Source organism: Streptomyces sp. R818, assembly GCF_056172735.1.
Map to the genome: position 1 here is coordinate 41,919 of NZ_JAOCNE010000014.1, position 23,841 is coordinate 65,759.

At 71.9% G+C, this 23,841-nt stretch carries 22 protein-coding genes; 18 read left to right on the forward strand and 4 right to left on the reverse strand.

Translation table 11 applies throughout. The features are described 5' to 3' along the window. Positions 1-3: 3 nt before the first annotated feature. Entirely contained in the window at positions 4-894 is an 891-nt protein-coding gene (locus N5I75_RS31725; protein WP_476683229.1) for a LysR family transcriptional regulator, read from the forward strand. A 29-nt stretch (positions 895-923) separates the two neighbouring features. Here N5I75_RS31725 and N5I75_RS31730 read toward each other — a convergent pair whose 3' ends face one another. After that, on the reverse strand, positions 924-1,292 hold the full coding sequence (locus tag N5I75_RS31730; RefSeq protein WP_476683232.1) for a DoxX family protein: 369 nt from the start codon (positions 1,290-1,292) through the stop codon (positions 924-926). Between the two features lie 109 nt (positions 1,293-1,401). After that, the gene (locus tag N5I75_RS31735; protein WP_476683234.1) at positions 1,402-2,229 is read right to left on the reverse strand and encodes a DUF1206 domain-containing protein; all 828 of its coding nucleotides are present in this window, start codon (positions 2,227-2,229) and stop codon (positions 1,402-1,404) included. Positions 2,230-2,533: 304 nt separating this feature from the next. On the opposite strand from N5I75_RS31735, the gene N5I75_RS31740 reads away from it, so the two are divergent. The 3 genes from N5I75_RS31740 (at position 2,534) to N5I75_RS31750 (ending at position 7,774) form a co-directional block, all read left to right on the forward strand. Beyond that, positions 2,534-5,545: a 3-keto-alpha-glucoside-1,2-lyase-like domain-containing protein gene (locus N5I75_RS31740; protein ID WP_476683236.1), complete on the forward strand. Its 3,012-nt coding sequence runs from the start codon at positions 2,534-2,536 to the stop codon at positions 5,543-5,545. A 169-nt stretch (positions 5,546-5,714) separates the two neighbouring features. Then, complete coding sequence (locus tag N5I75_RS31745; RefSeq protein ID WP_476683238.1) at positions 5,715-7,226, forward strand: MFS transporter; 1,512 nt, start codon at positions 5,715-5,717, stop codon at positions 7,224-7,226. Further along, the gene (locus N5I75_RS31750; RefSeq protein ID WP_476683240.1) at positions 7,223-7,774 is read left to right on the forward strand and encodes a TetR/AcrR family transcriptional regulator; all 552 of its coding nucleotides are present in this window, start codon (positions 7,223-7,225) and stop codon (positions 7,772-7,774) included. Before N5I75_RS31745 ends, N5I75_RS31750 begins: the two co-directional genes overlap by 4 nt. Before the next feature lie 17 nt (positions 7,775-7,791). Here N5I75_RS31750 and N5I75_RS31755 read toward each other — a convergent pair whose 3' ends face one another. Beyond that, positions 7,792-9,072, reverse strand: coding sequence for a YeeE/YedE family protein (locus N5I75_RS31755; protein WP_476683242.1), 1,281 nt, complete (start codon positions 9,070-9,072; stop codon positions 7,792-7,794). 381 nt (positions 9,073-9,453) lie between these two features. On the opposite strand from N5I75_RS31755, the gene N5I75_RS31760 reads away from it, so the two are divergent. Further along, on the forward strand, positions 9,454-10,317 hold the full coding sequence (locus tag N5I75_RS31760) for a SigB/SigF/SigG family RNA polymerase sigma factor (protein WP_476683244.1): 864 nt from the start codon (positions 9,454-9,456) through the stop codon (positions 10,315-10,317). A gap of 257 nt (positions 10,318-10,574) precedes the next feature. Next, on the forward strand, positions 10,575-11,651 hold the full coding sequence (locus N5I75_RS31765) for an FUSC family protein (protein ID WP_476683246.1): 1,077 nt from the start codon (positions 10,575-10,577) through the stop codon (positions 11,649-11,651). Between the two features lie 25 nt (positions 11,652-11,676). On the opposite strand, the gene N5I75_RS31770 is transcribed toward N5I75_RS31765, so the two are convergent. Then, positions 11,677-12,063: a hypothetical protein gene (locus tag N5I75_RS31770; protein WP_476683247.1), complete on the reverse strand. Its 387-nt coding sequence runs from the start codon at positions 12,061-12,063 to the stop codon at positions 11,677-11,679. Positions 12,064-12,295: 232 nt separating this feature from the next. On the opposite strand from N5I75_RS31770, the gene N5I75_RS31775 reads away from it, so the two are divergent. The 12 genes from N5I75_RS31775 (at position 12,296) to N5I75_RS31830 (ending at position 23,583) form a co-directional block, all read left to right on the forward strand. Next, positions 12,296-13,480, forward strand: coding sequence for an alcohol dehydrogenase catalytic domain-containing protein (locus N5I75_RS31775; protein ID WP_476683249.1), 1,185 nt, complete (start codon positions 12,296-12,298; stop codon positions 13,478-13,480). 202 nt (positions 13,481-13,682) lie between these two features. Continuing rightward, positions 13,683-14,381 (forward strand): HemK2/MTQ2 family protein methyltransferase, encoded by a 699-nt coding sequence (locus tag N5I75_RS31780; protein WP_476683251.1) that lies wholly within the window; start codon positions 13,683-13,685, stop codon positions 14,379-14,381. Further along, the gene (locus N5I75_RS31785) at positions 14,365-14,634 is read left to right on the forward strand and encodes a CDGSH iron-sulfur domain-containing protein (protein WP_476683253.1); all 270 of its coding nucleotides are present in this window, start codon (positions 14,365-14,367) and stop codon (positions 14,632-14,634) included. Before N5I75_RS31780 ends, N5I75_RS31785 begins: the two co-directional genes overlap by 17 nt. Further along, complete coding sequence (locus N5I75_RS31790; RefSeq protein WP_476683255.1) at positions 14,631-15,710, forward strand: iron-containing redox enzyme family protein; 1,080 nt, start codon at positions 14,631-14,633, stop codon at positions 15,708-15,710. The genes N5I75_RS31785 and N5I75_RS31790 overlap by 4 nt, the downstream gene beginning before the upstream one ends. 65 nt (positions 15,711-15,775) lie before the next feature. Beyond that, complete coding sequence (locus N5I75_RS31795; RefSeq protein WP_476683257.1) at positions 15,776-16,342, forward strand: type 1 glutamine amidotransferase domain-containing protein; 567 nt, start codon at positions 15,776-15,778, stop codon at positions 16,340-16,342. A gap of 94 nt (positions 16,343-16,436) precedes the next feature. Further along, entirely contained in the window at positions 16,437-17,102 is a 666-nt protein-coding gene (locus N5I75_RS31800; protein ID WP_476683259.1) for an HAD family hydrolase, read from the forward strand. A 163-nt stretch (positions 17,103-17,265) separates the two neighbouring features. After that, positions 17,266-17,979, forward strand: a complete 714-nt coding sequence (locus tag N5I75_RS31805) for a GAF and ANTAR domain-containing protein (RefSeq protein WP_476683261.1) — start codon at positions 17,266-17,268, stop codon at positions 17,977-17,979. A 120-nt stretch (positions 17,980-18,099) separates the two neighbouring features. Then, positions 18,100-19,515: an NAD-dependent succinate-semialdehyde dehydrogenase gene (locus N5I75_RS31810; RefSeq protein WP_476683263.1), complete on the forward strand. Its 1,416-nt coding sequence runs from the start codon at positions 18,100-18,102 to the stop codon at positions 19,513-19,515. A 59-nt stretch (positions 19,516-19,574) separates the two neighbouring features. Next, entirely contained in the window at positions 19,575-20,402 is an 828-nt protein-coding gene (locus N5I75_RS31815; RefSeq protein WP_476683265.1) for an aldo/keto reductase, read from the forward strand. A 302-nt stretch (positions 20,403-20,704) separates the two neighbouring features. Beyond that, positions 20,705-21,289 carry a transglycosylase SLT domain-containing protein gene (locus N5I75_RS31820; protein ID WP_476683267.1) on the forward strand — a complete coding sequence of 195 codons (585 nt, stop codon included), beginning with the start codon at positions 20,705-20,707 and terminating at the stop codon, positions 21,287-21,289. Positions 21,290-21,339: 50 nt separating this feature from the next. Continuing rightward, positions 21,340-22,404 carry an LCP family protein gene (locus N5I75_RS31825; protein WP_476683269.1) on the forward strand — a complete coding sequence of 355 codons (1,065 nt, stop codon included), beginning with the start codon at positions 21,340-21,342 and terminating at the stop codon, positions 22,402-22,404. A gap of 81 nt (positions 22,405-22,485) precedes the next feature. Then, on the forward strand, positions 22,486-23,583 hold the full coding sequence (locus N5I75_RS31830) for a glutamate--cysteine ligase 2 (RefSeq protein WP_476683271.1): 1,098 nt from the start codon (positions 22,486-22,488) through the stop codon (positions 23,581-23,583). Positions 23,584-23,841 lie beyond the last annotated feature (258 nt).

Consider the following 23,841-nt stretch of genomic DNA (forward strand, 5'->3'; position numbering starts at 1 on the left):
GGCGTGGAGCTACGTCATCTCGAGTACTTCGTCGCCGTCGCCGAGGAGCAGAACTTCACGCGCGCCGCGGCCCGGCTGCACATCGTCCAGTCCGCCGTCTCGGCCGCGGTGAAGGCGCTGGAGCGCGAACTCGACGCCCGCCTCCTGGACCGCAACTCCAAGCGGGTGCTGCTCACCGACGCGGGCCGGGCCCTGCTGCCCAGGGCCCGCATCGCCCTGGACGCCGCACGGGACGCGGCGGACGCCGTCGCCGAGGTGCGGGGCGGGCTGCGCGGCACCCTGCGCCTGGGCACGCTGACCTCGATCCGGCTGATCGACCTGCCCGCCCTGCTCGGCGAGTTCCACCGCCGCCACCCGGGCGTGCAGGTGCTGATCAGCGTCGCGCCGACCGGTTCGCGGGGGCACCTGGAGGCGCTCGTCGAAGGCCGTCTCGACCTGGCCTTCGTCTCCTCGCCGGGCCCGCGCCCGCCGGGCGTCGAACTGCTGCCGCTGACCGGGTCGACGCTGCACCTGGTCGTGCCGCCGGACCACCCGCTCGCCGGGCGCGAGGAGGCGGAGATCGGTGAGCTGGCGGGGCTGCGGTTCATCGACTGCCCCGTCGGCTACGGGAACCGGGCCGTCGCCGACCGGGCGTTCGCGGCGGCCGGGGTGCCGCGCCACGTCACCATCGAGATCACGGACATCGCCACCAGCGCGGACTATGTGCGCGCGGGCCTCGGTATCGCGCTGCTCCCGCGCTTCCTCGCCGACACCGCGCACGGCCTGTCGGTGATCCCGGTGACGGGCGCCGATCTGTACTGGCCGCTGTCGCTCGCGGCCCCGGCCGACCGGACGCGGAGCGCCGCGGCCCGCGCGCTGACCGCGCTGCTGCGGGAGTTCGTGCCGTCGGAGTGACCCCGGACCGTCGGACTGTCGGACCCGCCTCAGGCCGCGTCGCGCGCCACCTTCCGCGCCCACAGCACGAGCGGCACCTGCAGCGGGACCCGGGCGGCGGCCGTGCGCCGCAGCGGCGCCGGGCGGTCGCGCCAGTCCCAGGCCATCTTCACGTTGGCGGGCGCGACGGCGACGAAGAAGGCGGCCGCGGCGTTCGCCGTCCGCTCCCGGGTGCGCGGCAGCGCGATCCCGGCCGCGAGCGCCAGCTCGACCGCGCCGCTGGCGTAGGTCCAGGCGCGGGGCGAGCCCGGCAGCGTACGCGGCACGATCGAGTCGAAGGGCTTCGGCAGCAGGAAGTGGGTGACCCCGGCACCGGCCAGGAGACCGGCGAGGAGCTGGGGGGAACGGACGCGGCGCAAAGGGGCCTCCGGGAGGAGCGGGCGGGCTGCGGACGGGTGCTGCCCGCAGTCCGCATGATCCCACTGACCGGTAAGTAAGAGTGCAGCCCCGTGCCGTGCGTCCCTCCGCTCAGACCCTGCGGTACCGCGCCAGCGCGAACGAGAACAGCCCGAACAGCAGCAGCCCGAACGCGACCAGCGCCAGGAGCCACGGGCCCGCCGGGGTTCCGGCGAAGGAGCGCAGGGTGCCGTCGACGCCCTTGGCCTCGTCCGGGTCGTACTGCGCGGCGGCGATCAGGACGAAGACGCCCGCGCCCGCGTAGATCAGGCCGCGCGCCACACCGCCGCTGACCCCGAGCACGTCGATGCCCCGGCGCACCTGGCGCGACATCTGCGCCTTCTTCAGGTGCTTGTGGTACTTGCGCAGCGCCGCCCGCACCCCGACGCCGATCCCGATGCCTATGATCACGAGCCCGGCGATGCCGACCAGCCAGCGCCCGGCCGGGAGGTCGAGCGCGCGGGCCGTGAAGTCGTGCGACTTGGCGTCACTGCCCTTGTTCTTGCGGGCGGACGCCGCGAACGACAGCACGGAATAGGCCATGAACCCGTAGAAGACGAACCGCGCGGCGGACAGCGCGCGCTTGCCGGGCTTGTCGCCCTTCGGGCCCGCCGAGCCGAACAGCGCCTCGCTGAGCCGCCACAGCGCCATGCCCACCAGGCCGATCCCGACGGCCCAGACGAGCACCTTGCCGAACGGCTGCTGGGCCAGTTCGCGGATGGCGCCGCTGCTGTCGGCCTCCTGGTTCTCGCCGCCGAACGCCACACGCAGCGCCAGTACGCCGATCAGTACGTACAGCACTCCGCGCGCGACCAGGCCGACGCGCGCCCCGGTGTCGACGACCGAACTGTTCGCCGCCTGACGGGCCTTGGCCTTGCCCGTGCCCTTGGTGGTTCTCACATGCCCTCCTCATGCCGCCGTCGCCGCGGTGCGACGCAGGGACGACAACTTCCCCGGTCCGCGCCGCACATGCGGTGACGGCCGACACGCGGGGGAGGGCGGGGCCGAAGGGGCCACGGAGGCCGGTGGAAACATCTCGGCCGGACTTTGAACTCACTGAGTACAAAGTATGGACGAGCTGAGCAGAAGTCCCCTAGCGTGACGGCGCAACCGTCGTAGGAGCCCCGGCTTCCGCACCCCCGCGGGGCCGTTCAGCACGACCGGAGTGCGATCCGGCGGCCTCCGGTCCCGTCCTGGAGGACCGATGCATCCACGGCTGTTCCGCCGCGCCCGAAGACACCTCACCACGCTGCTCGTCGGCGGCTTCCTGGCCGGAGGCGTCTGGGCGGCGCCCCCGTCCGGCGCCGCCGCCGACGACATCCCGCCGCAGGAACCCGGTGTCACGCTGCGCGTGTTCGACACCCAGGTCCCGCTCAGCAAGCTGTGCACGCTGAAGCCCGGCCAGACGCCCAACCACGACAAGCTGATGAAGACCGTGGACTGGTCCACGACCGAGGACTTCGGCGGGTTCGCCGACAACTTCACGGCGCAGGCGTCCGGTTACCTCGTCGTCCCGAGCGACGGGACGTACGGCTTCCGGCTCACCAGCGACGACGGTTCGCGGCTCACCATCGACGACCGCGAGGTCATCGACCACGACGGACTGCACGGCGCCGAACCCAAGGACGGGGCCGTCCAGCTCACCGCGGGCTCGCACCCGTTCCGGATCGACTACTTCGAGGCGGGCGGCGGCCAGCAGCTCACCCTCGCCTGGAAGCCGCCGGGCGCCGCCGACTTCACCGTCGTACCGAACGAATCGCTCACCACCGACGCGGGCGTCGTCCGCGTCACCGCCCCGGGCCGCAAGGAGTGCGAGGCGGGCGCGGACAGCCCCGGCGACGGGCTCCCGCTGACCGGCGTGCGCCCCGACCTCGACCTCACCGACCTGCGCCCCGACGGGTTCGAGCCGCAGGTCACCGGCATGGACTGGCTGCCCGACGGCCGCCTCGCCCTCAGCACCTGGGGCGGCACGGACAACGTGGCGGGGGAGGTGTACCTCCTCGACCACGTCACCGGGAACACCGACCGCACCAAGGTCGGTGTCACGAAGATCGCCAGCGGGCTGCGTGAGCCCATGGGCCTCAAGTACGTCGACGGTTCCCTGTACGTCTCGCAGAAGCACGAGCTGACGCAGCTCGTCGACACGGACAAGGACTGGGTCACCGACGAGTACCGGACCGTCGCGACCTTCCCGTGGGGCAAGAACTTCCACGAGTTCGCCTTCGGCCTGCTCTACCGCGACGGCTACTTCTACGTGAACCTCTCCGTCGCCATCAACTACGGCGGTGCCACCACCACCCCGCAGCCCGTGGAAGGGCGCGGCACCACGTACAGGATCAGCAGGAAGACGGGGAAGCTGCACGCGATCGCGGGCGGTCTGCGGACCCCGAACGGGATCGGCTGGGGGCCCGAGGGCTCGATCTTCACCGCCGACAACCAGGGCGGCTGGCTGCCCGCCTCCAAGCTCGTCCAGATCAAGCAGGACCGCTTCTTCAACCACTACACGGAGCCGTCGGGCCGCTTCGACGACCAGCCCGTCACGCAGCCGGTGCTCTGGCTGCCGCAGAACGAGATAGCCAACTCGCCCAGCACGCCGCTGTACCTGACCAAGGGGCGGTTCGCCGGGCAGATGCTCTTCGGTGACGTCACCTACGGCGGGCTCCAGCGCGGCTACCTGGAGAAGGTGAAGGGGCAGTACCAGGGCGCCGTCTTCCGCTACACGCAAGGGCTCGAAGCCGGGGTCAACCGCATCACCATGGGCCCCGACGGCGCGATCTACGCGGGCGGGCTCGGCGCCGACGGCAACTGGGGCCAGGAGGGCAAGCTCCGCTTCGGCCTGCAGAAGCTGACCCCGAACGGCGGCAACACCTTCGACATCAAGGAGATGCGCGCCGTCCCCGGCGGCTTCGACCTGGAGTACACCCAGCCCGTCTCGCAGGAGACGGCCGACAAGCTCGCCGAGCGCTACACCGCCGAGCAGTGGCGCTACACCCCGACCAGCGACTACGGCGGCCCGAAGATCGCCGAGGAGCAGCTGACCGTGCGCTCGGCGACCCTCGCCGACAAGGGCCGCACGGTGAAACTGCGGCTCGACGGCCTCAAGCCGGGCCGCGTCGTGCACGTCCGCTCGCCGCGCCCCTTCGCCTCCACGTCCGGCGAGACCCTGTGGTCCACGGAGGCCTGGTACACGCTCAACGAGATGCCGGGCAAGCAGCCGCCGCCCGCCGTCCAGTACGAGGCCGAGGAGGCACGCCTCACCGGTACGGCCGGGATCAACCGCGACCACACCGGCTTCTCCGGCAGCGGCTTCGTCGACCGCTACAACACCGAAGGTAAGACCGCCACGACCTTCGACGTGACGGTCCCCAAGGCCGGCGAGTACGACGTCAACCTGCGCTACTCCAACGGCCCCAACCCCTACCAGGGCACCAAGTCCCTCTCCCTGTACGCCAACGGGCAGAAGCTGCGCCAGAGTTCGCTGCCCTCGACCGGCACCTGGGACATCTGGTCGACGAAGACCGAACGCGTCACCTTGCGTGCGGGCAAGAACACCATCGCCTATCGCTTCGACACCGGCGACGCGGGCCACGTCAATCTCGACCTGATCACCGTGCGCCCGCACGGCGCCCCGGTCGCCCTCTTCGACGGCACCGGTGCCTCGCAGGCCCAGTGGCAGCACCCGGACGGCCGGAACGCCGAATGGCCGCTCGCCGCCGAGCGGTCGATGGAGGTGTGCTGCGGCGACCTGCGCACCAAGGACGCCTACCAGGACTTCCGCCTGCACGCCGAGTTCCGCGTCCCGCTCCTGCCGGACGACGTCACCGGACAGGACCGCGGCAACAGCGGCATCTACCTCCAGGACCGCTACGAACTCCAGATCCTGGACTCGTACGGCGACACCACCCTCGACACCAACGAGGCGGGAGCGATCTATCTGAAGAAGGCGCCGGACCTCAACGCGGCGACGGCGCCCGAGACTTGGCAGACCTACGACATCACGTTCCGCGCGGCCCGCTTCGACGACCAGGGGAACAAGACCGCCGACGCCCGGGTGACCGTGGTGTGGAACGGCAAGAAGGTCCACGACGACATCACCCTCGACGGGGCGACCGCCGGTGCGGGCGCGCCGGAAGGCCCGGCGGCCGGGGCGATCCGGCTCCAGGACCACGGCAACAAGGTGCGCTTCCGCGACATCCGGGTGACGCCACTCGGGTGACGCACCGATCCATGGTGTACGTGAGCGCGTCGCGTTCCGGGTCCGCCCGGGGCGCGGCGCGTCTTCCTGTCGCGTGACTTAGGTCACCGACACCGCTCTGGACGGTGAAGTACATGTACCCGCCTGTCATCATGCGATGACATCACTCGATGACAGGAACGGGAAGACCTTGCCCCCCTCCATACCGGTGCCCACGCCGCCCCCGTCCTCGACCACCGTCGAGCTGCGCCATCCGCGTGCCCTTGTGCCCGTCCTCGTCTCGCTCGGCATGCTCGTCGCCGTCGTCAGCAGCCTCGGCGCGCCCCTGATCCCCACCATCGCCGCCGAGGACCACGTCGCCCTCTCCAGCGCGCAGTGGGCGCTGACCGTGACGATGCTGGTCGGCGCCGTCGCCACCCCCGTCATGGGGCGCCTCGGCGACGGGCCGCACCGCAAGCGCGTCATCCTCACCGGCCTCGCCGCCGTCATGGCCGGCAGCCTCCTCGCGGCGCTCCCGCTCGGCTTCCCCTGCCTGCTCGTCGGGCGCGCGCTGCAAGGCGTCGGCATGGGGCTCGTCCCGCTCGCCATCGCCACCGCGCGCGACGCGCTGCCTCCGCACCAGGCGCGCTCGGCGGTGGCGACGCTCTCCCTCACCACCGCCGCGGGCATCGGCCTGGGCTATCCGATCATCGGGCTCTTCGCCGAGTACCTCGGCATGTACGCGGGGTTCTGGTTCGCGCTGGCCACGGCCGTCGCCGCGTTCGCCGCCACCTGGATCGTCGTGCCCGCGCCCCCGCACCGCCCCACCACCCCGATGGACTTCCCCGGCGCGCTGCTCCTCGCGGGCGGCATGGCGGCGCTCCTCCTCGCCCTGGCCGAGGGCGAGCGCTGGGGCTGGACATCGCCGGGGCTGCTCGCGCTCGCCGCCGCGGCCGTCCTCCTCCTGGCCGGATGGGTGGCGCACTCGCTGCGCGCGACGCACCCGCTGGTCCGGGTGAGCCTCGTCAAGGACCGGGGCGTCCTCGTCGCCAACCTGACCACCATGGTCGGCGGCGTCGGCACCTACCTGCTCATCGCGCTGGTGACCCGGTACGTGCAGACGCCGGAGTCCGCCGGGTACGGCTTCGGCGCGTCCATCGTCGTCACCGGGCTCCTGCTCGTCCCGTTCTCCGCCGCCAGCCTGGTCACGGGCCGGCTGGTCCGCGCGATGGGCGCCGCCGCCACCCCCGCCCGGATGCTGCCGCTCGGCTGCCTGCTCTCCTTCGCCGGGCTCGTCTGCTTCCTGCTCGCCCGCTCCAGCCTGTGGGGCATCGGCGTGATGATGGCCCTGGCCGGGCTCGGCGTCGGCGTGACGTTCGCCGTCACCCCGGGCCTGATCGTCGGCGGGGTGCCCGCGGCGGAGACGGGCAGCGCCATGAGCTTCAACCAGGTCGTGAAGTACATCGGCTACTCGACGGGCAGCGCGCTCAGCGCGGTCGTCCTCCAGGCGCACACCGCGCCGGGCGCGGCGCTCCCCGCCAACGCCGGGTACCGCAGCGCGGGCCTCGTCGGCTGCGCCGCGTTCCTGGTCACCGGGGTCATCGCCGTCGTCCTGACGCGCTTCGGGGTGCCCGCGCGGCCGTCCGTCGTCGCGGCGGGGCAGAGCGCGGGAACGGCGCCGGAGCCGAGCGCGGTGCGCGGTCCGAAGACGAGCCGTCCGTGACCGGCTCCCCGGCCCGCAGGAGTGCGCCCAGCCGTGACGCCCTGCTGCGCGCCGCGACGGACCTGTTCTCCGAGCGCGGCTACGACCGCACCACCATCCGCGAGATCGGCGAACGCGCCGGGGTCGACGCCGCCCTCATCGCCCGCCACTTCGGCTCCAAGGCGCTGCTCTACGTGGAGGTGCTGAGGGCCGAGCACGGCGACGCCGCCCCGCTCGACCTGCTCACCGAGGACCGCCTGCGCGAGATCGCCGGACGGGCCGAGCGGCGCGGGCCCGTGCCGCTGTTGCGGGTCGCGGTCCAGCCGCTCGGCGAGGAGGGCGCACAGGAGGCGACGCGCGCGGCCCTGCACGCCCGGCTCGTGGAGCCCCTGCGCGAGCGCTTCGCGCGCGAGGGCCGCGACCGGCCGGGCCTGCGCGCCGACGTCATGGTCGCGGCGGTCGCCGGGGTCCTGCTCGCCCGCCACTCCGGGGCCTTCGACGACCTGGCGCGGGCCACGGTGGACGAGGTCGTCGACACCTTGCTGGAGATGTACGGCAGCGGTTTCTGAGGCCTTCGGCCCGAGGGTCAGCAGACGCTGTCGGTCGGCTTGGGGTTGCCCAGACCGAACAGCGGACGCAGCCGCAGGCCCGCCCACGTACCGAGGATCGCGACGGCGCCCCAGATCCAGCCGTGCAGGGAGCCGGAGGCGATGCCCGCGAGGTAGGCGCCGATGTTGCAGCCGCCGGCGAGCCGGGCCCCGACGCCCATCAGGATGCCGCCCAGCACCGCGGCGAGCGCCGTACGGGCCGGGATGCCCCGGTGCAGCTTCCACACGCCGCCCGCGGCGGCGGCCACGGCGGCGCCGACCATGATGCCGATGTCGGTCAGGCTGTTCTTGTCGGCGAGGACGGGCCCCGACAGCTGCGCGGCGCTGCCCGGCTGCTGCCAGTACGTCCACGCCTCGGGGGAGCCGCCGAGGGCGCCCACGATCTTGGAGCCCCACAGCGAGAACGCGCTCGTGATGCCCCACGGACCGCCCGAGACGAGCAGCACACCGGCGCCGAGCACGGCGAGGACGACGGCGCCGACGGCCAGCGGCCAGGAGCCGCGCACCGTACGGGCCAGCGCGCCGCGCGCGGACGGCGGCGTGCCGATCGGCGGCGGGTTGCGGCGGGCCTGCACGGCGCGCGCCACGCACCAGATGGCGGCGAGCGCCACGATGGTCACCGCCCAGGAGCCGAACCAGCCGACGTGGTCGGAGAGCAGGAACGGGTCGAGCGCGGGCAGGTCGTTCCAGAGGCCGAACTGCCAGGCGGCGAGCGTCGAACCGGTGATGAACCCGAAGAGGGTCAGCACGATCGTGGACTGCCCCGAGCCGACCGCGAACAGGGTGCCGGAGGCGCAGGCGCCGCCGAGCTGCATGCCGATGGCGAAGAGGAACGCCCCGACGAGGAGGCCCACGCCGATCGGGCCCGCGCTCGCCGTCGGCACCGAGCCGAACAGGCCGCTGCCGGTGCCGATGACCAGCGCGAAGAGGGTCGCGGTGGTACCGAGGAGGAGGGTGTGGGCGCGGAGCCCGGTCCCGTTGCCGACGGCGACGAGCTGGCGCCAGGCCGACGTGAAGCCGAACCGGGAGTGGAACAGGGCGAAGCCGAGCCCGATGCCGAGGAGCAGCAGGGTGCCGGGCTTGGCGCCGTGCTCGGCGAAGACGTACGCGGCGAGGGCCGCACCGATGACGCCCGCGCCGATCAGCGGTGCGCGGCGGACCTCGGGCGCCGGTGCGGCGGCGGGGGCGGGGGCCGAAGTGGGGGAGGGCGGCAGCAGGGTGGCACGGGGCGGCGCCCCTGCGGGGGGAGCGGTGGTCAAGAGGGGTCTCCGAGGCGGGGAGGGAGAGGGTCGGACGGGCGGTGCCGGCGCCGGGAAGAGCCCCGGGCGGCGTGCGTCAGCGGCGACAGAGCGCGTCGTCGACGCTCCACGCGGTGGCCGCGAAGAGCGCGAGAGCCAGCTGGCGAGCGGGTCCGGACATGTGGACCACCATAGGGAGCGGGGCGGGCGGAACCCCAATGCGTCTCACATAGCGGGCATATACATGGACACTGTGGCCGCCGCCTGTGGGGCGATGTGTCCCGATTCGAACCCGCGCCCGATCTCGTGCTAAAACCGCAGGTGTGTGACGTCGCGAACGGGGTATCCGGCGCGCGACGGGGGACGTCAGGCCAAGCTCGATTTCACAAGGAGCGGGACTCAATGATCACCGTGACGGCTCAGGAACAGGCCCGGTCCGACCGGGTTACGGAGGACCTGGTCGAGCGCGCATACACGGATCCGTCGTCCATCGCGCCCAAGGACGCGCGAGAGATCGGCAAGCGGTTCTTCGACCGCCTGGGTCAGCTCGAGGAAGGCACGCACGAGTACAGCTACGTGCGCAACTGCCTCATCGAGATGAACCTCTCCCTGGTGCAGTACGCCGCGTCCAGGTTCAAGCACCGCGGTCAGCAGGAGATGGAGGACATCGTCCAGGTCGGCACCATCGGCCTGATCAAGGCGATCGACCGGTTCGAGCTGACCCGCGAGGTGGAGTTCACCTCGTTCGCCGTGCCCTACATCACCGGTGAGATCAAGCGGTTCTTCCGCGACACGTCGTGGGCCGTGCACGTGCCGCGCCGCCTCCAGGAGGCCCGGCTCGAACTCTCCCGCGCCACCGAGGAGCTGCGCTCCCGGCTCGGCCGCTCGCCGTCGACGGCCGAACTCGCCGAGCTGATGCAGCTGGAGCCCGCCGAGGTGGCGCAGGCCCAGATGGCGTCCAACGGCTACAACGCCGTCTCCCTCGACGCGGCGGTCAACGGCCAGGACGACGAGTCGGACACGATGCTGGCCGACTTCATCGGCGTCGACGAGCACTCCTTCGAGCTCGTCGAGAACTTCCACTCGCTCGCCCCGCTCGTCGCGGACCTCGACGAGCGGGACCGCAAGCTGCTGCACCTGCGCTTCGTCGAGGAGCGCACCCAGCAGCAGATCGCCGACGAGCTGGGCTGCTCGCAGATGCACGTCTCCCGGCTCATCACCCGCGTGGTCAACAAGCTCCGCGCCGGGCTGCTGGCCACCGACTAGCCCGACCCGCTTCTTTTCAGAAGGCGCTGCCGCGCGAGGCCCGCGGCGGCGCCTTCGTCCTGTTTCAGCGCACTTGTTGTGGGTTACCTGTCATGTCCGGTTCCCGGCGCGACGCGCGGGAGCCGCCCGGACCAGGGGCACGGAAGACCACGGAGAGGACGACAAGGCGCGCGATGGGTCGGTTGAAGAATGCCTGGGCTTGGCTCACACGTGCGGCGCGCTCGTCCGGGCACGAACGGCAGACGGTTCTCATAGTCGTGAAGAGTGTGGTCGCCGCCACCCTCGCCTGGTGGGTCGCGTACGACCTCGTGAACGCGACCTCACCGGCGTTCGCGCCGTTCTCCGCGGTGCTGACCATGTCCGTCACCATCCACCGCTCGGTCTGGCAGACGCTGCGCTACGTGGCCGCCGTCGTCGTCGGCGTGGCGGTGCAGGCGGCGATCGGCTTCAGCGCGGGACCCGACCTGTTCGCCTTCGTCATCGTCGCCGTCATCGCGCTGATGCTGAGCCAGGCGCGCACGCTGGGGGAGCAGGGGCCGCAGGTCGCCACGGCCGCGTTCTTCGCCTTCTCGGTCTATTCGCAGTCCACCTCGAACAGCGACCGGGTGCAGCAGCTCAGCCAGATCGTCCTGCTCGTCCTCATCGGCTGCGGCATCGGCCTCATCGTGAACCTCACCATCGCGCCGCCACTGCGCTACCGCAGCGCCGAACAGGGCCTGCACGTCCTCGCCGCCGAGATGGAGACCCTGCTCGACGACATGGCGGACGGGCTGAGCAGCGGCGACGTGAGCGAGGACCGCGCCGAGCAGTGGCGGGCGGCCGGCGAACGCGCCCAGACGGCCGTCGGCCAGGCCCGCGCCGGCCTGAGCACGGCGGAGAACAGCCTGCCGTTCAACCCCAGGCGCCTGCTCCCCGCCCACCGCCCCCACCTGTCCTTCACCCGCTACCGCCAGGTCCTGGCCGCCATGGAGCGGGCGGTCTACCAGCTCGCGTCACTGACCCGCAGCCTCGGGCGCTGGCAGGAGGCCGAGCAGACGTACACCTTCACACCGGTCCTTGAGGCCTACGGCGAGTTCACCGCGCGCCTGCGCGACCTCGCGCACGTCATCGCGGAGCTCGACAGCGACAACCTCACCGAGCAGGCCGAGGAGATGAAAGAGGTCGCGGATCGGGCGCAGAAAGCGCTCCAGGACGTCCTCGACATGGCTTCGGAGCACCGGCTGCCGCTGGCCGACGCGACCCGCCCGTACGGCGTCCTCGTCGTCGAGGCCACCCGGTTGATGGAGGAGTTCCAGCACACCTGCGACGTCCTGCGGGACACCGCCGACGTGTGAAGCCTGTTCCTGCGCCGGGCCGGGGTCAGTGCGCGGAGGTGAGCTCGTACTGGCACTCGCGCTCCTGGTCCCCGGAGACCGAGCCCGCGTCCCGCACGGTGTACGCCTCCGCGAGCGACGTCCGCACCGTCGTCACGTCGTGCGGGGCGCCCTGCGCGGTCAGGCAGACGGACCCGTCGAGACCGTCCGCGCGCGCCGTCGCCGCCCTGGCCGAACCGGTGGGGGTCACGTCCAGCTCGGCGGTCCAGACCGTGGCCTTGGTGTGCTCCCCGCCCGGTGCCTCCTGGCCGGGGGAGCGGTCGGTGAACTCCGTGGCGAGATGGGAGAGGACGCGGCGGGCGTCGTCGTCCGAGCAGTCGCTGAGGGTCACGGTGACCGGATGGTCGTTGGCGGTCGGGGCGGTCGCGTTCATGCGGGTCTCCTGGATCGGCGGTCTGTCCTCAGCGTGACCCACCGGGGCGCCCCGCGCACCCAGTGACATCCGCCGGCGCGCTTCAAGGTCCCGGGCAGGGGTACGCGGGACGCCGTTCGCAAAGGCTCGTATGGCGAGGCGCCGCACAGTGTGAGCCCCTGGGAGGGGGCCGCACCCACGCCGTGGTCCGCTGAGCTCCACCCGCAGGCAACTCATCGCTGGGAGGCGCAGCATGCGCGCTCTGACTTGGCAAGGAAAGCGCGACGTGAGGGTCGAGGAGGTCCCCGACCCCCGCATCGAGAAGCCCGACGACATCGTCGTCCAGGTGACGTCCACCGGGATCTGCGGTTCCGACCTGCACCTGTACGAGGTGCTCGGGCCGTACCTGGACCCGGGCGACATCCTCGGGCACGAGGCGATGGGCGTCGTCGCCGAGGTCGGCCCCGAGGTCACCGAGCTGGCCGTCGGCGACCGGGTCGTCATCCCGTTCAACGTCTCCTGCAACGACTGCTGGATGTGCGACCAGGGCCTGCAGTCCCAGTGCGAGACCACCCAGGTGAAATCGATGGGCAGCGGCGCCGCCCTGTTCGGCTACACCAAGCTGTACGGGCAGGTGCCCGGCGGCCAGGCCGAGTTCCTGCGCGTCCCCTTCGGCAACAAGCTGCCCATCAAGGTCCCGCACGGTCCCTCCGACGACCGGTACGTCTACCTCTCCGACGTGCTGCCCACCGCCTGGCAGGCCGTCGCGTACGCCGACATCCCGCCGGGCGGCAGCGTCACCGTCCTCGGCCAGGGCCCCATCGGCGACATGGCGGCCCGCATCGCGCGGCTGCGCGGCGCGGAGCAGGTCATCGGCGTCGACCTGGTCGACACCCGCCTCGAACGGGCGCGCCGCAACGGCTTCACCACCCTCGACGTGCGCGAGCACGAGAAGGACCTCGGCGACGCCGTGCGCGACCTGACCGGCGGCCGGGGCACGGACGCCGTCATCGACGCCGTCGGCATCGAGGCGCACGGCGCCCCCGTCGCGCAGGCGGCGCAGTGGATCAACGGGCTGCTGCCCGACAAGCTGGCCCGGCCCATGATGGAGAAGGTCGGCATCGACCGCATGGGCGCCCTGCTCGCGGGCATCGACGCGGTGCGCCGCGGCGGCACGCTCTCCATCAGCGGCGTCTACGGCGGCGCGGCGAGCCCCATGCCGCTGCTCACCATGTTCGACAAGCAGATCCAGATCCGGATGGGCCAGGCCAACGTCTGGCGCTGGGTCGAGGACATCCTGCCGCACCTCACCGACGAGGACCCGCTCGGCGTCGACGGTTTCGCCACGCACCACCTGCCGCTCGCCCAGGGCCCGGAGGCGTACGCGACCTTCCAGGCCAAGGAGGACGGCATGGTCAAGACGCTCCTGACGCCCTGACCGCACGCCCGGCGCCACCGCGCCCCGGGTGTACGCGCAGCTGAAAGGGGCACTCCGTCCCGGTAGCGAACACCTGCCCCTCAAGCCGCCCCGGTCACTCACGGTGCGTAGTTCCCCGACTGGTCACCGGGAGCGGACCGGCGGAGGCTTGAGGGGCAGGTGTTTCGGTCCGAGAACCGGAATGAAGCAGGGTGAGGTGCTGATGACCACACATGCCCGGCCGAGGCAGCCCCGTGAACCACTGGGGGCGCCGCGCCTGCTGGCCCCGCGCGGTGTGTACGCCCCGCAGTACGACACCGACCTGCTCCTGCGGGCCCTGCACGAGGAGCGGGTGGACGCGCGGACGGACGTCCTCGACCTCGGCACCGGCACAGGAGCGCTCGCGGTGTCCGCCGCCCGGCTCGGCGCGCGCGTGACGGCGGTCGACCGGTCCTGGCGGGCGGTGTGGACCGCGCGCCTCAACGCCCGCCTGAACCGCGCGCCGGTCACGGTCCGCCACGGCGACCTGGCCACGGCGTTCCCGCCCGCCTCCTTCGACCTCATCCTCAGCAACCCGCCCTACGTGCCGTCGCCCTCGGCGGCCCTGCCCTCACGCGGCCCCGCCCGCGCCTGGGACGGCGGGCTCGACGGCCGCTCCGTCGTCGACCGCGTCTGCGACGCCGCGCCGCGTGCGCTGCGCCCCGGCGGCACCCTCCTGATGGTCCACTCCCAGCTGTGCGACGCCGACGCCAGCCTCATGCGCCTCGCGGGGCACGGCATGAGCGCGGCCGTCATCGACAAGACGCACGTGCCGTTCGGCCCCGTCACCCTCGAACGCCGCTCCTGGCTGTGCGCCCAGGGGCTGCTCGACGACGCGGCGACGCACGAGGAACTGGTGGTGATCCGTGCCGAACTCCTCTGACCGCCCGCGCCGGATCACCGTCGACCGCGCCGAGGGCCCCCTCCTCGTCGAGGGCCCCGTCGAGGTGGTCGACGCCGACGGCACCACCCACGTCTCCCGGCGGTTCCAGGCCGCGATCTGCACCTGCCGCCGCAGCAAGACCTACCCCTGGTGCGACACCAGCCACCGCAGACGCCGCCGCGCCGACGACAGCGCCGAGGGCGCTGACTCCGCGGCGGACCACGACACCACGACGGAGAGGAGCGAGCAGTGACCACGACGACCACGCTGCCGGAGTCCCGGCGCGCACAGCCCGAACTCCCCGCCCCCATAGGCGCGTTGTCCGGCGCGGTCGTCGCCGCGCTCCGCGCGGGAGAGCCCCCGGCCGACGCCCTCGCCGCCGCACAGGAGAGCGCCGCGGCCGCGGACCCGTACGGCCTCGACCTCCAGCTCGCGCTCTACGTGCTCTACGAACTGCACTACCAGGGCTTCGACGGCGTCGACGCGGACCTGGAGTGGGAGCCGGGCCTGCTCGGCCTGCGCCGCGCCCTGGAGCGCCGCTTCCTCGGCGCGCTGCGCATCGACGCCGCGCCCGAGGCCGACGCCGAGCGGACGCTCGCCGCGCTGCAGATCGAGCCCGCCGGGTTCGACGACAGCAGCGTCAGCCACCACCTGCGGCGCGACGGCGAGCTGGGGCAGTTCCGCGAGTACGCCGCCCTGCGCTCGCTCTACCACCTCAAGGAGGCCGACCCGCACGCCTGGGTCATACCCCGGCTGCACGGCCGGGCGAAGGCGGCCATGGTGGCGATCGAGTACGACGAGTTCGGCGCGGGCCGCGCGGACGAGATCCACGCGGGTCTCTTCGCCGCTCTGATGGCCGACCTCGGCCTGGACACGGCGTACGGGCACTACCTCGACGCGGCCCCGGCGCAGGCGCTCGCCACGGTCAACCTGATGTCCCTCCTCGGTCTGCACCGCAGCTTGCGCGGCGCCCTGGTCGGCCACTTCGCCACCGTCGAGATCACCTCCTCGCCCGGCTCGCGCCGCCTCGCGGAGGCGCTGCGCCGCATGGGCGCGGGCCCGGCCGCCCAGCGGTTCTACGACGAGCACGTCGAGGCGGACGCCGTGCACGAGCAGATCGTGCGGCGCGAGGTGGTCGGCGGGCTGCTCGCCGCCGAGCCGGAACTCGACGAGGACGTGGCCTTCGGCGTCACCGCCACCGGCTTCCTGGAGGACCGGCTCGGCGCCCACCTGCTGGGGCAGTGGCGCCAGGGCGAGAGCGCGCTGCGCATCCCGCTGCCGTCACCCGAGACCCATTGGGGCAAAACGGGGGAAAATCGGGAGGAATGACCGGAGCCACAGCGAGCACTCCATAAAGAGACCCGCACACAGCATCCAGAGAAAGGCGCATCATCATGGCTGACACCCAGCTGAACGGCCGTCGTGTCCTCGTACTCGTCACCAACTACGGCGTCGAGCAGGACGAGCTGGTCGTCCCGGTGAAGAAGCTGAAGGAGCAGGGCGCGGACGTCACCATCGCCGCCCAGTCCTCGGACGCCGTGCAGACCCTCGTCGGGGACAAGGACCCGGGCCAGAACGTGGACCCGGACACCACCATCGAGGCGGTCGACGCCGACGGGTACGACCTGCTCCTGCTCCCCGGCGGCACGCTCAACGCCGACACCCTGCGGCTCGACGAGAAGGCGGTCGCCACGGCCAAGGCGTTCGCCGCCTCCGGGCGCCCGATCGCCGCGATCTGCCACGGCCCCTGGCTCGTGGTGGAGGCGGGCATCCTCGACGGCAAGACGCTCACGTCCTACCCGTCGCTCCAGACGGACATCAAGAACGCGGGCGCCAAGGCCTGGGTGGACGAGTCCGTCGTGCGGTGCACCGCGTCCGGCTACACGCTGGTCACCTCGCGCACGCCGAAGGACCTCGACGACTTCGTGGGCGCGATCGGCGAGACCCTCACGGCGGCCTGAGCACACCTCTCTCGGAGCTGCCTCTCTCGCCACGACCCCTCTCGCAACGACCCCTCTCGCAACAACTGTCTCGCAACGACCCGGAAGGAGCCCCATGAGCGCACGCGCGGCCGTCTTCGACGTGGACGGCACCCTCGCCGACACCACTCCTCTGCACACCGTGTGCTGGTGGGAGGCGCTGCGGCAGGCCGGGCACCAGGTGTCGATGGTCGCGGTGCAGGGCGCCATCGGCCTCGGCTCCTCCGACCTCCTCGACCACCTGCTCGGCGAGGAGCGCGACCGCGACGAGGACGCCTCGCTCAGTGCCGCGCACAAGACGCTCTACGCCACCTGGTTCGAGCGCCTCGCCCCCGTCCGGGGCGCCGCCGACCTGATGCGGCGGCTGCACGCCGACGGCTGGTCGGTGGTGCTCGCCACCTCGGCCGAGGGCTCCGAGCTGGAGGCGCTGCGCGCGGCCATCGACGCCGACGACGCGATCGACGCGACCGCCAGCTCCGACGACGTCGAGGAGGGCAAACCCGCCCCCGAACCGGTGCGGCACGCCCTCGACCTGGTCGGCGCGAAGGCGCAGGACAGCGTCTTCGTCGGTGACTCCGTGTGGGACATGCGGGCGGCACGGCGCGCGGGCGTCGTCCCCCTCGGCGTCCTCAGCGGCGGGATCAGCCGCGCGGAGCTGGAGGAGGCAGGCGCGGAGGCCGTCTACGCGGACACCGCGGAACTCCTGCGCGAGCTGGACGGCAGCGCCTTCGGCCGAGGCTGACAGCGGCCGGACGGACAGAGCGAGCGCGAGCGGCAGTCCCGGGCCCGGCAGCACGCCGGACCCGGGACTTTCGCGTGTGCGCGGATGTCGTGCCCTGTTTGCCCGGAGTTCAGTGGGACACCCGGCCTCAGCAAGGCAGCACGAACGAGGCAGGAGGGACGCCATGGTGGACCGCTTCGCTGTGGAGCAGTCGGTACGGGAGGCTGCCGAGGGTGACCCGGCCCGCCTGCCCCGGCGCCTCTGCGAGGCCATAAGGGAGAGCGTCTCGATGGAGGCGGGCACGCTGTCGCTGTTCACGGACACCCCGCACCGCCAGCTGCTCTGTGCGACCAGCGACGCGGCGCTGCGCCTGGAGAAGCTCCAGTTCGGCGTGGGTGAGGGCCCGTGCGTCACGGCCGCGCGGACCGGCGACAAGGTCGTGGTCGGCGATCTGCACGCGGAGGTGACGGGCTGGCCCGTGTTCGGCTCCTGCGCCCAGGAACAGCTCCGTGACGTCGGCGCCATCTACGCGTTCCCGCTGCGCCTCGACGCCCGCCGCACCCTGGGCGCGGTCGACGTCCTGTGCCGCGACCCGGTCGAGCCGGACCCGGACGTCGTGCAGGCCGGGGTCATCGCCGCCCGCGCGGCGAGCCAGGCGCTCGTCCACTCCTACCAGGAGACCGTGGACAGGGGCGGCCTGCCGATGTGGGAGCCCGAGGACATCATGGACTCGTACTGGGGCCCGACCCACGCCGCCGTCGGCGTCCTCGTCGTCCAGCTGGACATCACGGCCGAGGAGGCGCTGACCCGGATGCGTGCCCGCGCCTTCGGCACCGGCCGCTCCCTGCCGGACCTCGCCGAGGACATCCTCGCGAACCCCGACTGTGCGCTGTCGTAGAGCCCAATCGGGTCGTTTGTCCTGTTTCCGGGCTGGGCTGCCGGGTACCCCGATCCCTGTGAAAGGAGACGGAACGCCACGTTCCGTCGCATACCTCAGCAGTCGTTCTGGAGATGTCTCATGTCGGACCAGCGCAAGAGCTCGTTCGCGACCGTCAACCCCTTCACCGGGGAGACCCTCGCGGAGTTTCCCGCCATCGAGGGGGCCCAGGTCGATGCCGCGCTGGAGACCGCGGGGCGCGCCTTCGACGCCTGGCGCGAGCGGCCGATCAAGGACCGTGCCGCCGTCGTCGGACGCGCGGCCGAGCTGATGCGAGAGCGCAAAGAAGACCTGGCGCGGACCATCACCACGGAGATGGGCAAGCTCATCGGGGAAGCACGCGGCGAGGTGGACCTCGCCGCGTCCATCCTCGACTACTACGCCCAGCACGGCCCCGATTTCGCGGCTCCCGAGCCCCTCGACGTGCAGGACGGCGAGGCGTACCTGGTCAACGAGCCGCTCGGCGCCCTCCTCGGCGTCATGCCGTGGAACTTCCCGCTCTACCAGGTCGTCCGCTTCGCGGGCCCCAACCTGGTGCTCGGCAACACCGTCCTCGTCAAGCACGCGGGCATCTGCGCCCAGTCCGCGCTCGCCCTGGAGACGCTGTTCCGCGACGCCGGAGCCCCCGAGGGCGTCTACACGAACCTCTTCGTCAGCCACGAGGAGATCGAGCGCATCATCGACAGCCCCGTGGTGCGCGGCGCCTCCCTCACCGGCAGCGAGCGGGCCGGCGCCCAGGTCGCCGAGCGCGCCGGGCGCAACATGAAGCCCAGCCTCCTGGAGCTCGGCGGCAGCGACGTCTTCATCGTCCTCGACGGCGAGAACCTGGAGCGCACCATCGGTGCCGCGGTGGCGGGCCGGATGGCGAACACCGGTCAGAGCTGCGTCGCCTCCAAGCGGTTCATCGTCCTCGACGAGGTCTACGACGACTTCGTCGAAGGGCTGCGCCGCAAGTTCGAGGAGCTGCGCCCCGGCGACCCGGCCGACGAGTCGACCACCCTCGGCCCGCTCTCCTCGGAGAAGGCCGCCGCCGACCTGGCCGACCAGATCCGCGAGACCGTCGAACAGGGCGCGGAGCTGGTCACCGGCGGCCACCGCATCGACAGGCCCGGGGCCTTCGTCGAGCCGACGATCCTCACCGGCGTCAAGCCGGGGATGCGCGCCTACAGCGAGGAACTGTTCGGCCCGGCCGCCGTGGTCTACCGCGTCGCCGACGAGGACGAGGCCGTGGCGCTCGCCAATGACAGCCAGTACGGCCTCGGCGGCTCCGTGTTCTGCGCCGACGTGGAGCGCGGGCGCAAGGTGGCCGAGCGGGTGGAGACCGGCATGATCTGGGTCAACCACCCGACCTCCACCCAGCCCGACCTGCCGTTCGGCGGCATCAAGCGCTCGGGCTACGGCCGTGAGCTGTCCAAGCTCGGCATGCAGGAGTTCGTCAACCGCAAGCTGGTCCGCGTCCTGCCGCCGGACGCGAAGCTGAGCGGCATCGCGGGCTGAGCCCGGCCTCGTCTACACCACCACTTACTTGCACGGACACACGCGTCAGGAGAACGACAGTGACCTCAGTTCCCACCCTCACGCTCAACAACGGCGTCCAGATCCCGCAGCTCGGCTTCGGCACCTTCCAGATCCCGCCGGAGGACACCCGGGAGACGACGCTGGCCGCGCTGGAGGCCGGCTACCGGCACATCGACACGGCGGAGATGTACGGCAACGAGAAGGGCGTCGGCGAGGCCGTCCGCGACTCGGGGATCGACCGCTCCGAGATCTTCGTGACCAGCAAGCTGAACAACGGCGCCCACGCCCGCGACGACGCCCTCAAGGCGTTCGACACCACCATGGACGAGCTGGGCCTGGACCACCTGGACCTCTTCCTCATCCACTGGCCGCTGCCCGGCAAGGGCGACTTCGTCGAGACGTGGAAGGCGCTGGAGGAGATCTACCGCGACGGCCGCGCCAAGGCCATCGGCGTCTCGAACTTCCAGCCCCACCACCTGCGCCGCCTCCTCGAAGGCAGTGACGTGGTGCCGGCGGTCAACCAGATCGAGGTCCACCCCTACCTCACCAATGACACGGCCAGGGCGTTCGGCGCCGAGCACGGCATCGCCACCGAGGCCTGGTCGCCCATCGCGCAGGGCAAGGTCCTCGACGACCCCGCCATCAACCGCATCGCGCAGGCGGCGGGCAAGACGCCCGCCCAGGTGACGCTGCGCTGGCACCTCCAGCGCGGGGACATCGTGTTCCCGAAGTCCTCGACCCACAAGCGGATCGCGGAGAACTTCGACCTCTTCGACTTCGAGCTGAGCGAGGGCGACATGGGCGAGATCTCCGCCCTGAACCGCGACGAGCGCACGGGCCCCGACCCGGACACGTTCAACGGCTGACAGCACCCCTTCCTCGAGAGGCCCGGTCCGCGGACCGGGCCTTTTCATGCCCGTTTTCAGTGACCCCACCCATAGGAGCCAGATCACATACGAAAGAGGGCCGTAGTGCCGTAGATGTCCGATTCGTGGTCCTTGGGCGCCCAGGGATGCCCGCAGGCGGTCGAACCGGACCTTTCTCCGTAATGGGGTAGTACGTCACATTCTTGCATCAATCTCCAGGCGTCCCTAAACCTGGTGAACGTTCCGGTCGCCGAGACCGCGCCGGGCCCCTCACCGCATCACGCATTGGAGAGCACCCCCGCATGTCGATCGCCCTGACGCAGACCAGCACCGACCGCGCCACCGCCGACCGCACCGACAGCGCCGTGCGCCTGCGCAAGATCTCCTTCACCGGGATAGCCGCCGCCGGTGCCGTCGCCGCCGCCCTCACGCTGGTCCCCTCGACCGCGAGCGCCTCCGCCCCGGCGGCCGTCGCGGCGAGCGCCAAGACGTCGCAGGCCCCGGCCCAGGCCGCCGCGAAGCCCGCCACCAAGGCCGCCGCCAAGCCCGCGGCCGCCAAGACCTACGCCAACAACCTCGACGGCTGGATCCGCGAGTCCCTCGACATCATGAAGGCCAAGGGCATCCCCGGCACCTACGAGGGCCTGCACCGCAACATCATGCGCGAGTCCTCCGGCAACCCGAACGCCGTGAACGACTGGGACATCAACGCCATCAACGGCATCCCCTCGAAGGGTCTGCTCCAGGTCATCCAGCCCACCTTCGACCGCTTCCACGTCGCGGGCACCAAGGACAGCCTGACCGACCCGGTCGCCAACATCACCGCGGCCGCCAACTACGCCGCCCACCGCTACGGCTCCATCGACAACGTGAACTCGGCCTACTGAGCAGCAAACCGACGAAACCGGGTACACGGCCCGACGACGAAGGGGAGCGCATGCCGCAGCACGACAGCACGAGGACGAGGCGGAAGAAGGCCCTGCGCTACACCGCATGGGGTGCCCTGGGCCTGGTCCTGGCCGGAGCGGGCGGCACCGCGTACGCCTGGCAGCATCTCGACGGCAACATCAAGGGCACGGACGTGGACGCCGTCCTCGGCGACGACCGGCCCGGCGCGCAGCACAACGGCGCGATGAACATCCTCCTGCTCGGGTCCGACTCCCGGGCGGGAACCCACGGCGAGTACGGCCGCGGCGTCGCCGGGGCCCGCGCCGACACGGCGATGGTGCTGCACGTGGACAAGACCCACAAGAAGGCGTCGGTCGTCAGCATCCCGCGCGACACGATGGTCGAGCGGCCGCGCTGCGCGACCGAGGACGGCGGCAGCGCACCCGCCGCCCACGAGGCCATGTTCAACTCGTCCTACGAGGTCGGCGGCCCGGCCTGCACCGTCGAGACGGTCGAGAAGATGTCCGGGCTGCGCATGGACCACTACCTCGAGGTCGACTTCAAGGGCTTCCAGAAGCTCATCGACGAACTCGGCGGCGTGGACATCACCACCCATCAGGCCATCCACGACGCGGGCAGCGGCCTCGACCTGAGCGCCGGCCGGCACACCCTTGAAGGCAAGCAGGCGCTCCAGCTCGTCCGCACCCGGCACGGCGTCGCCGACGGCAGTGACCTGGGCCGCATCCAGCTCCAGCAGGCGTTCGTCAAGGCGCTGATCCACCGCGCGAACACCGTCGACCCGCTGAGCCACCCGGCCAAGGCCTACGACCTCGCCGACACCGCCACGAAGACCATCAGCGCCGACTCCGGCCTCGCCTCCACGGACAAACTCCTCGGTCTGGGCAAGGACTTGAAGGGCATCAGCCCCGAGCACACAAACATGGTCACGCTGCCGGTCACCTTCGACGCGCAGGACTCGGGCCGGGTGCTGCCGCTCGACAAGGCGTCGCGCAAGGTCTGGGACGCGCTCCGCCACGACCGGCCCATACCCGAGTCGGCGACGCGGGGCTCGGTCGCCGACCGGACCGACTCGCCGGTGTCGGCGGACTCCTGAGTCCGGGTCCGTTTGCTAGAACGGACCCGCATTCGGTGGCTTTGCACCATTTCACTCACTTCCACATAGGGGACGGTACGGATGCGCAGTGTCGGGGTCGAAGAGGAGCTGCTGCTCGTCGACGGCGAGAGCGGTGAGGCACGCGCCCTGTCGCACGCGGTCCTGGCGCGGGCCGCACGCGGCGGGCAGGGCGACAGTGAGGCGTTCGAGGCCGAACTCCACCGCCAGCAACTGGAGTTCGCCACCAGCCCGCAGGAAAAGATGGCCGACCTCGCCCAGGAGATCGTCCGCTGGCGCGAGCAGGCCGCCCGGCACGCGGAGACCCTCGGCGCCACCATCGCCGCGCTCGCCACGTCACCGCTGCCGGTCAGCCCGACCGTGGGCAGCGGGGAGCGCTACCAGTGGCTGGAGGACCAGTTCGGCCTCACCACCCAGGAGCAGCTCACCTGCGGCTGCCACGTCCACGTCCACGTGGAGTCCGACGAGGAGGGCGTGGCGGTGCTCAACCGCATCAGGCCCTGGCTGTCCGTCCTGGTCGCCCTGAGCGGCAACTCCCCGTTCTGGCAGGGCAAGGACTCCCGCTACAGCAGCTACCGCAGCCGCGTGTGGGGCCGCTGGCCCTCCGCCGGACCCGTCGAGATCTTCGAGGACGCCGCCGCGTACCACCGGCAGGTCGACGCCATGGTCGCCACCGGGGCCCTGCTCGACGACGGCATGATCTACTTCGACGCCCGGCTCTCCGCCAACCACCCGACCGTCGAGGTGCGGGTCGCCGACGTCTGCCTGGAGCCGTCGATGACGGTGCTGCACGCCATGCTCGTACGCGGCCTCGTCGAGACGGCGGCCCGCGAGTGGCGGGAGGGGAAGCCTCCGCCCGCGCACCCGGTGACCCTGCTCCGCCTCGCCAACTGGCGCGCGAGCCGCTCCGGCCTCGACGACCAGCTCGTCAGCCCCGTCGACATGCGCCCCGTACCGGCGGTCGCCGCGGTGGAGTCGCTGTTCGAGCACGTGCGGCCCGCGCTGGAGGAGGCCGGCGACCACGACGAGGCGCGCTCCCGCCTCGACCGGGTCCTGCGCGACGGCAACGGCACCCGTGTCCAGCGCGAGGTGTTCGCCCGTACGGGGAGCCTGCGGGACGTGGTCGACGAGTGCGTACGGCGCACCGCTCGACCGGCGTGAGAAGCGGGGCCGCAAGGCCCCTGCCCGGTCGCGGCGCCCTGCCGCCCGCCGCCGCTCTCGGTTGCCCGGTTCGCCGACCGGAGCGACGATGATCCCACGGCCGAAGCCCTGACCTGCATGAAAAGACGATCAGTGGGCAAGCGGGTCGCCTGAGGGCGATTGCCCTCCTGCTCGGACGATGATGCGTCTCCCCACCAGGAGGCGCTTCGCCGTTCGAGGAGAGTCGACGGCGCGGGCCGGGTGAGACCGGACGCGCCC

Excerpts from the sequence above, each read along its gene's own strand:
- N5I75_RS31740 (WP_476683236.1), top strand. The coding sequence starts at position 2,534 with ATGCATCCACGGCTGTTCCGCCGCGCCCGAAGACACCTCACCACGCTG.
- N5I75_RS31760 (WP_476683244.1), top strand. The coding sequence starts at position 9,454 with ATGATCACCGTGACGGCTCAGGAACAGGCCCGGTCCGACCGGGTTACG.
- N5I75_RS31770 (WP_476683247.1), bottom strand. The coding sequence starts at position 12,063 with ATGAACGCGACCGCCCCGACCGCCAACGACCATCCGGTCACCGTGACC.
- N5I75_RS31775 (WP_476683249.1), top strand. The coding sequence starts at position 12,296 with ATGCGCGCTCTGACTTGGCAAGGAAAGCGCGACGTGAGGGTCGAGGAG.
- N5I75_RS31780 (WP_476683251.1), top strand. The coding sequence starts at position 13,683 with ATGACCACACATGCCCGGCCGAGGCAGCCCCGTGAACCACTGGGGGCG.
- N5I75_RS31795 (WP_476683257.1), top strand. The coding sequence starts at position 15,776 with ATGGCTGACACCCAGCTGAACGGCCGTCGTGTCCTCGTACTCGTCACC.
- N5I75_RS31800 (WP_476683259.1), top strand. The coding sequence starts at position 16,437 with ATGAGCGCACGCGCGGCCGTCTTCGACGTGGACGGCACCCTCGCCGAC.
- N5I75_RS31805 (WP_476683261.1), top strand. The coding sequence starts at position 17,266 with ATGGTGGACCGCTTCGCTGTGGAGCAGTCGGTACGGGAGGCTGCCGAG.
- N5I75_RS31810 (WP_476683263.1), top strand. The coding sequence starts at position 18,100 with ATGTCGGACCAGCGCAAGAGCTCGTTCGCGACCGTCAACCCCTTCACC.
- N5I75_RS31820 (WP_476683267.1), top strand. The coding sequence starts at position 20,705 with ATGTCGATCGCCCTGACGCAGACCAGCACCGACCGCGCCACCGCCGAC.
- N5I75_RS31825 (WP_476683269.1), top strand. The coding sequence starts at position 21,340 with ATGCCGCAGCACGACAGCACGAGGACGAGGCGGAAGAAGGCCCTGCGC.
- N5I75_RS31830 (WP_476683271.1), top strand. The coding sequence starts at position 22,486 with ATGCGCAGTGTCGGGGTCGAAGAGGAGCTGCTGCTCGTCGACGGCGAG.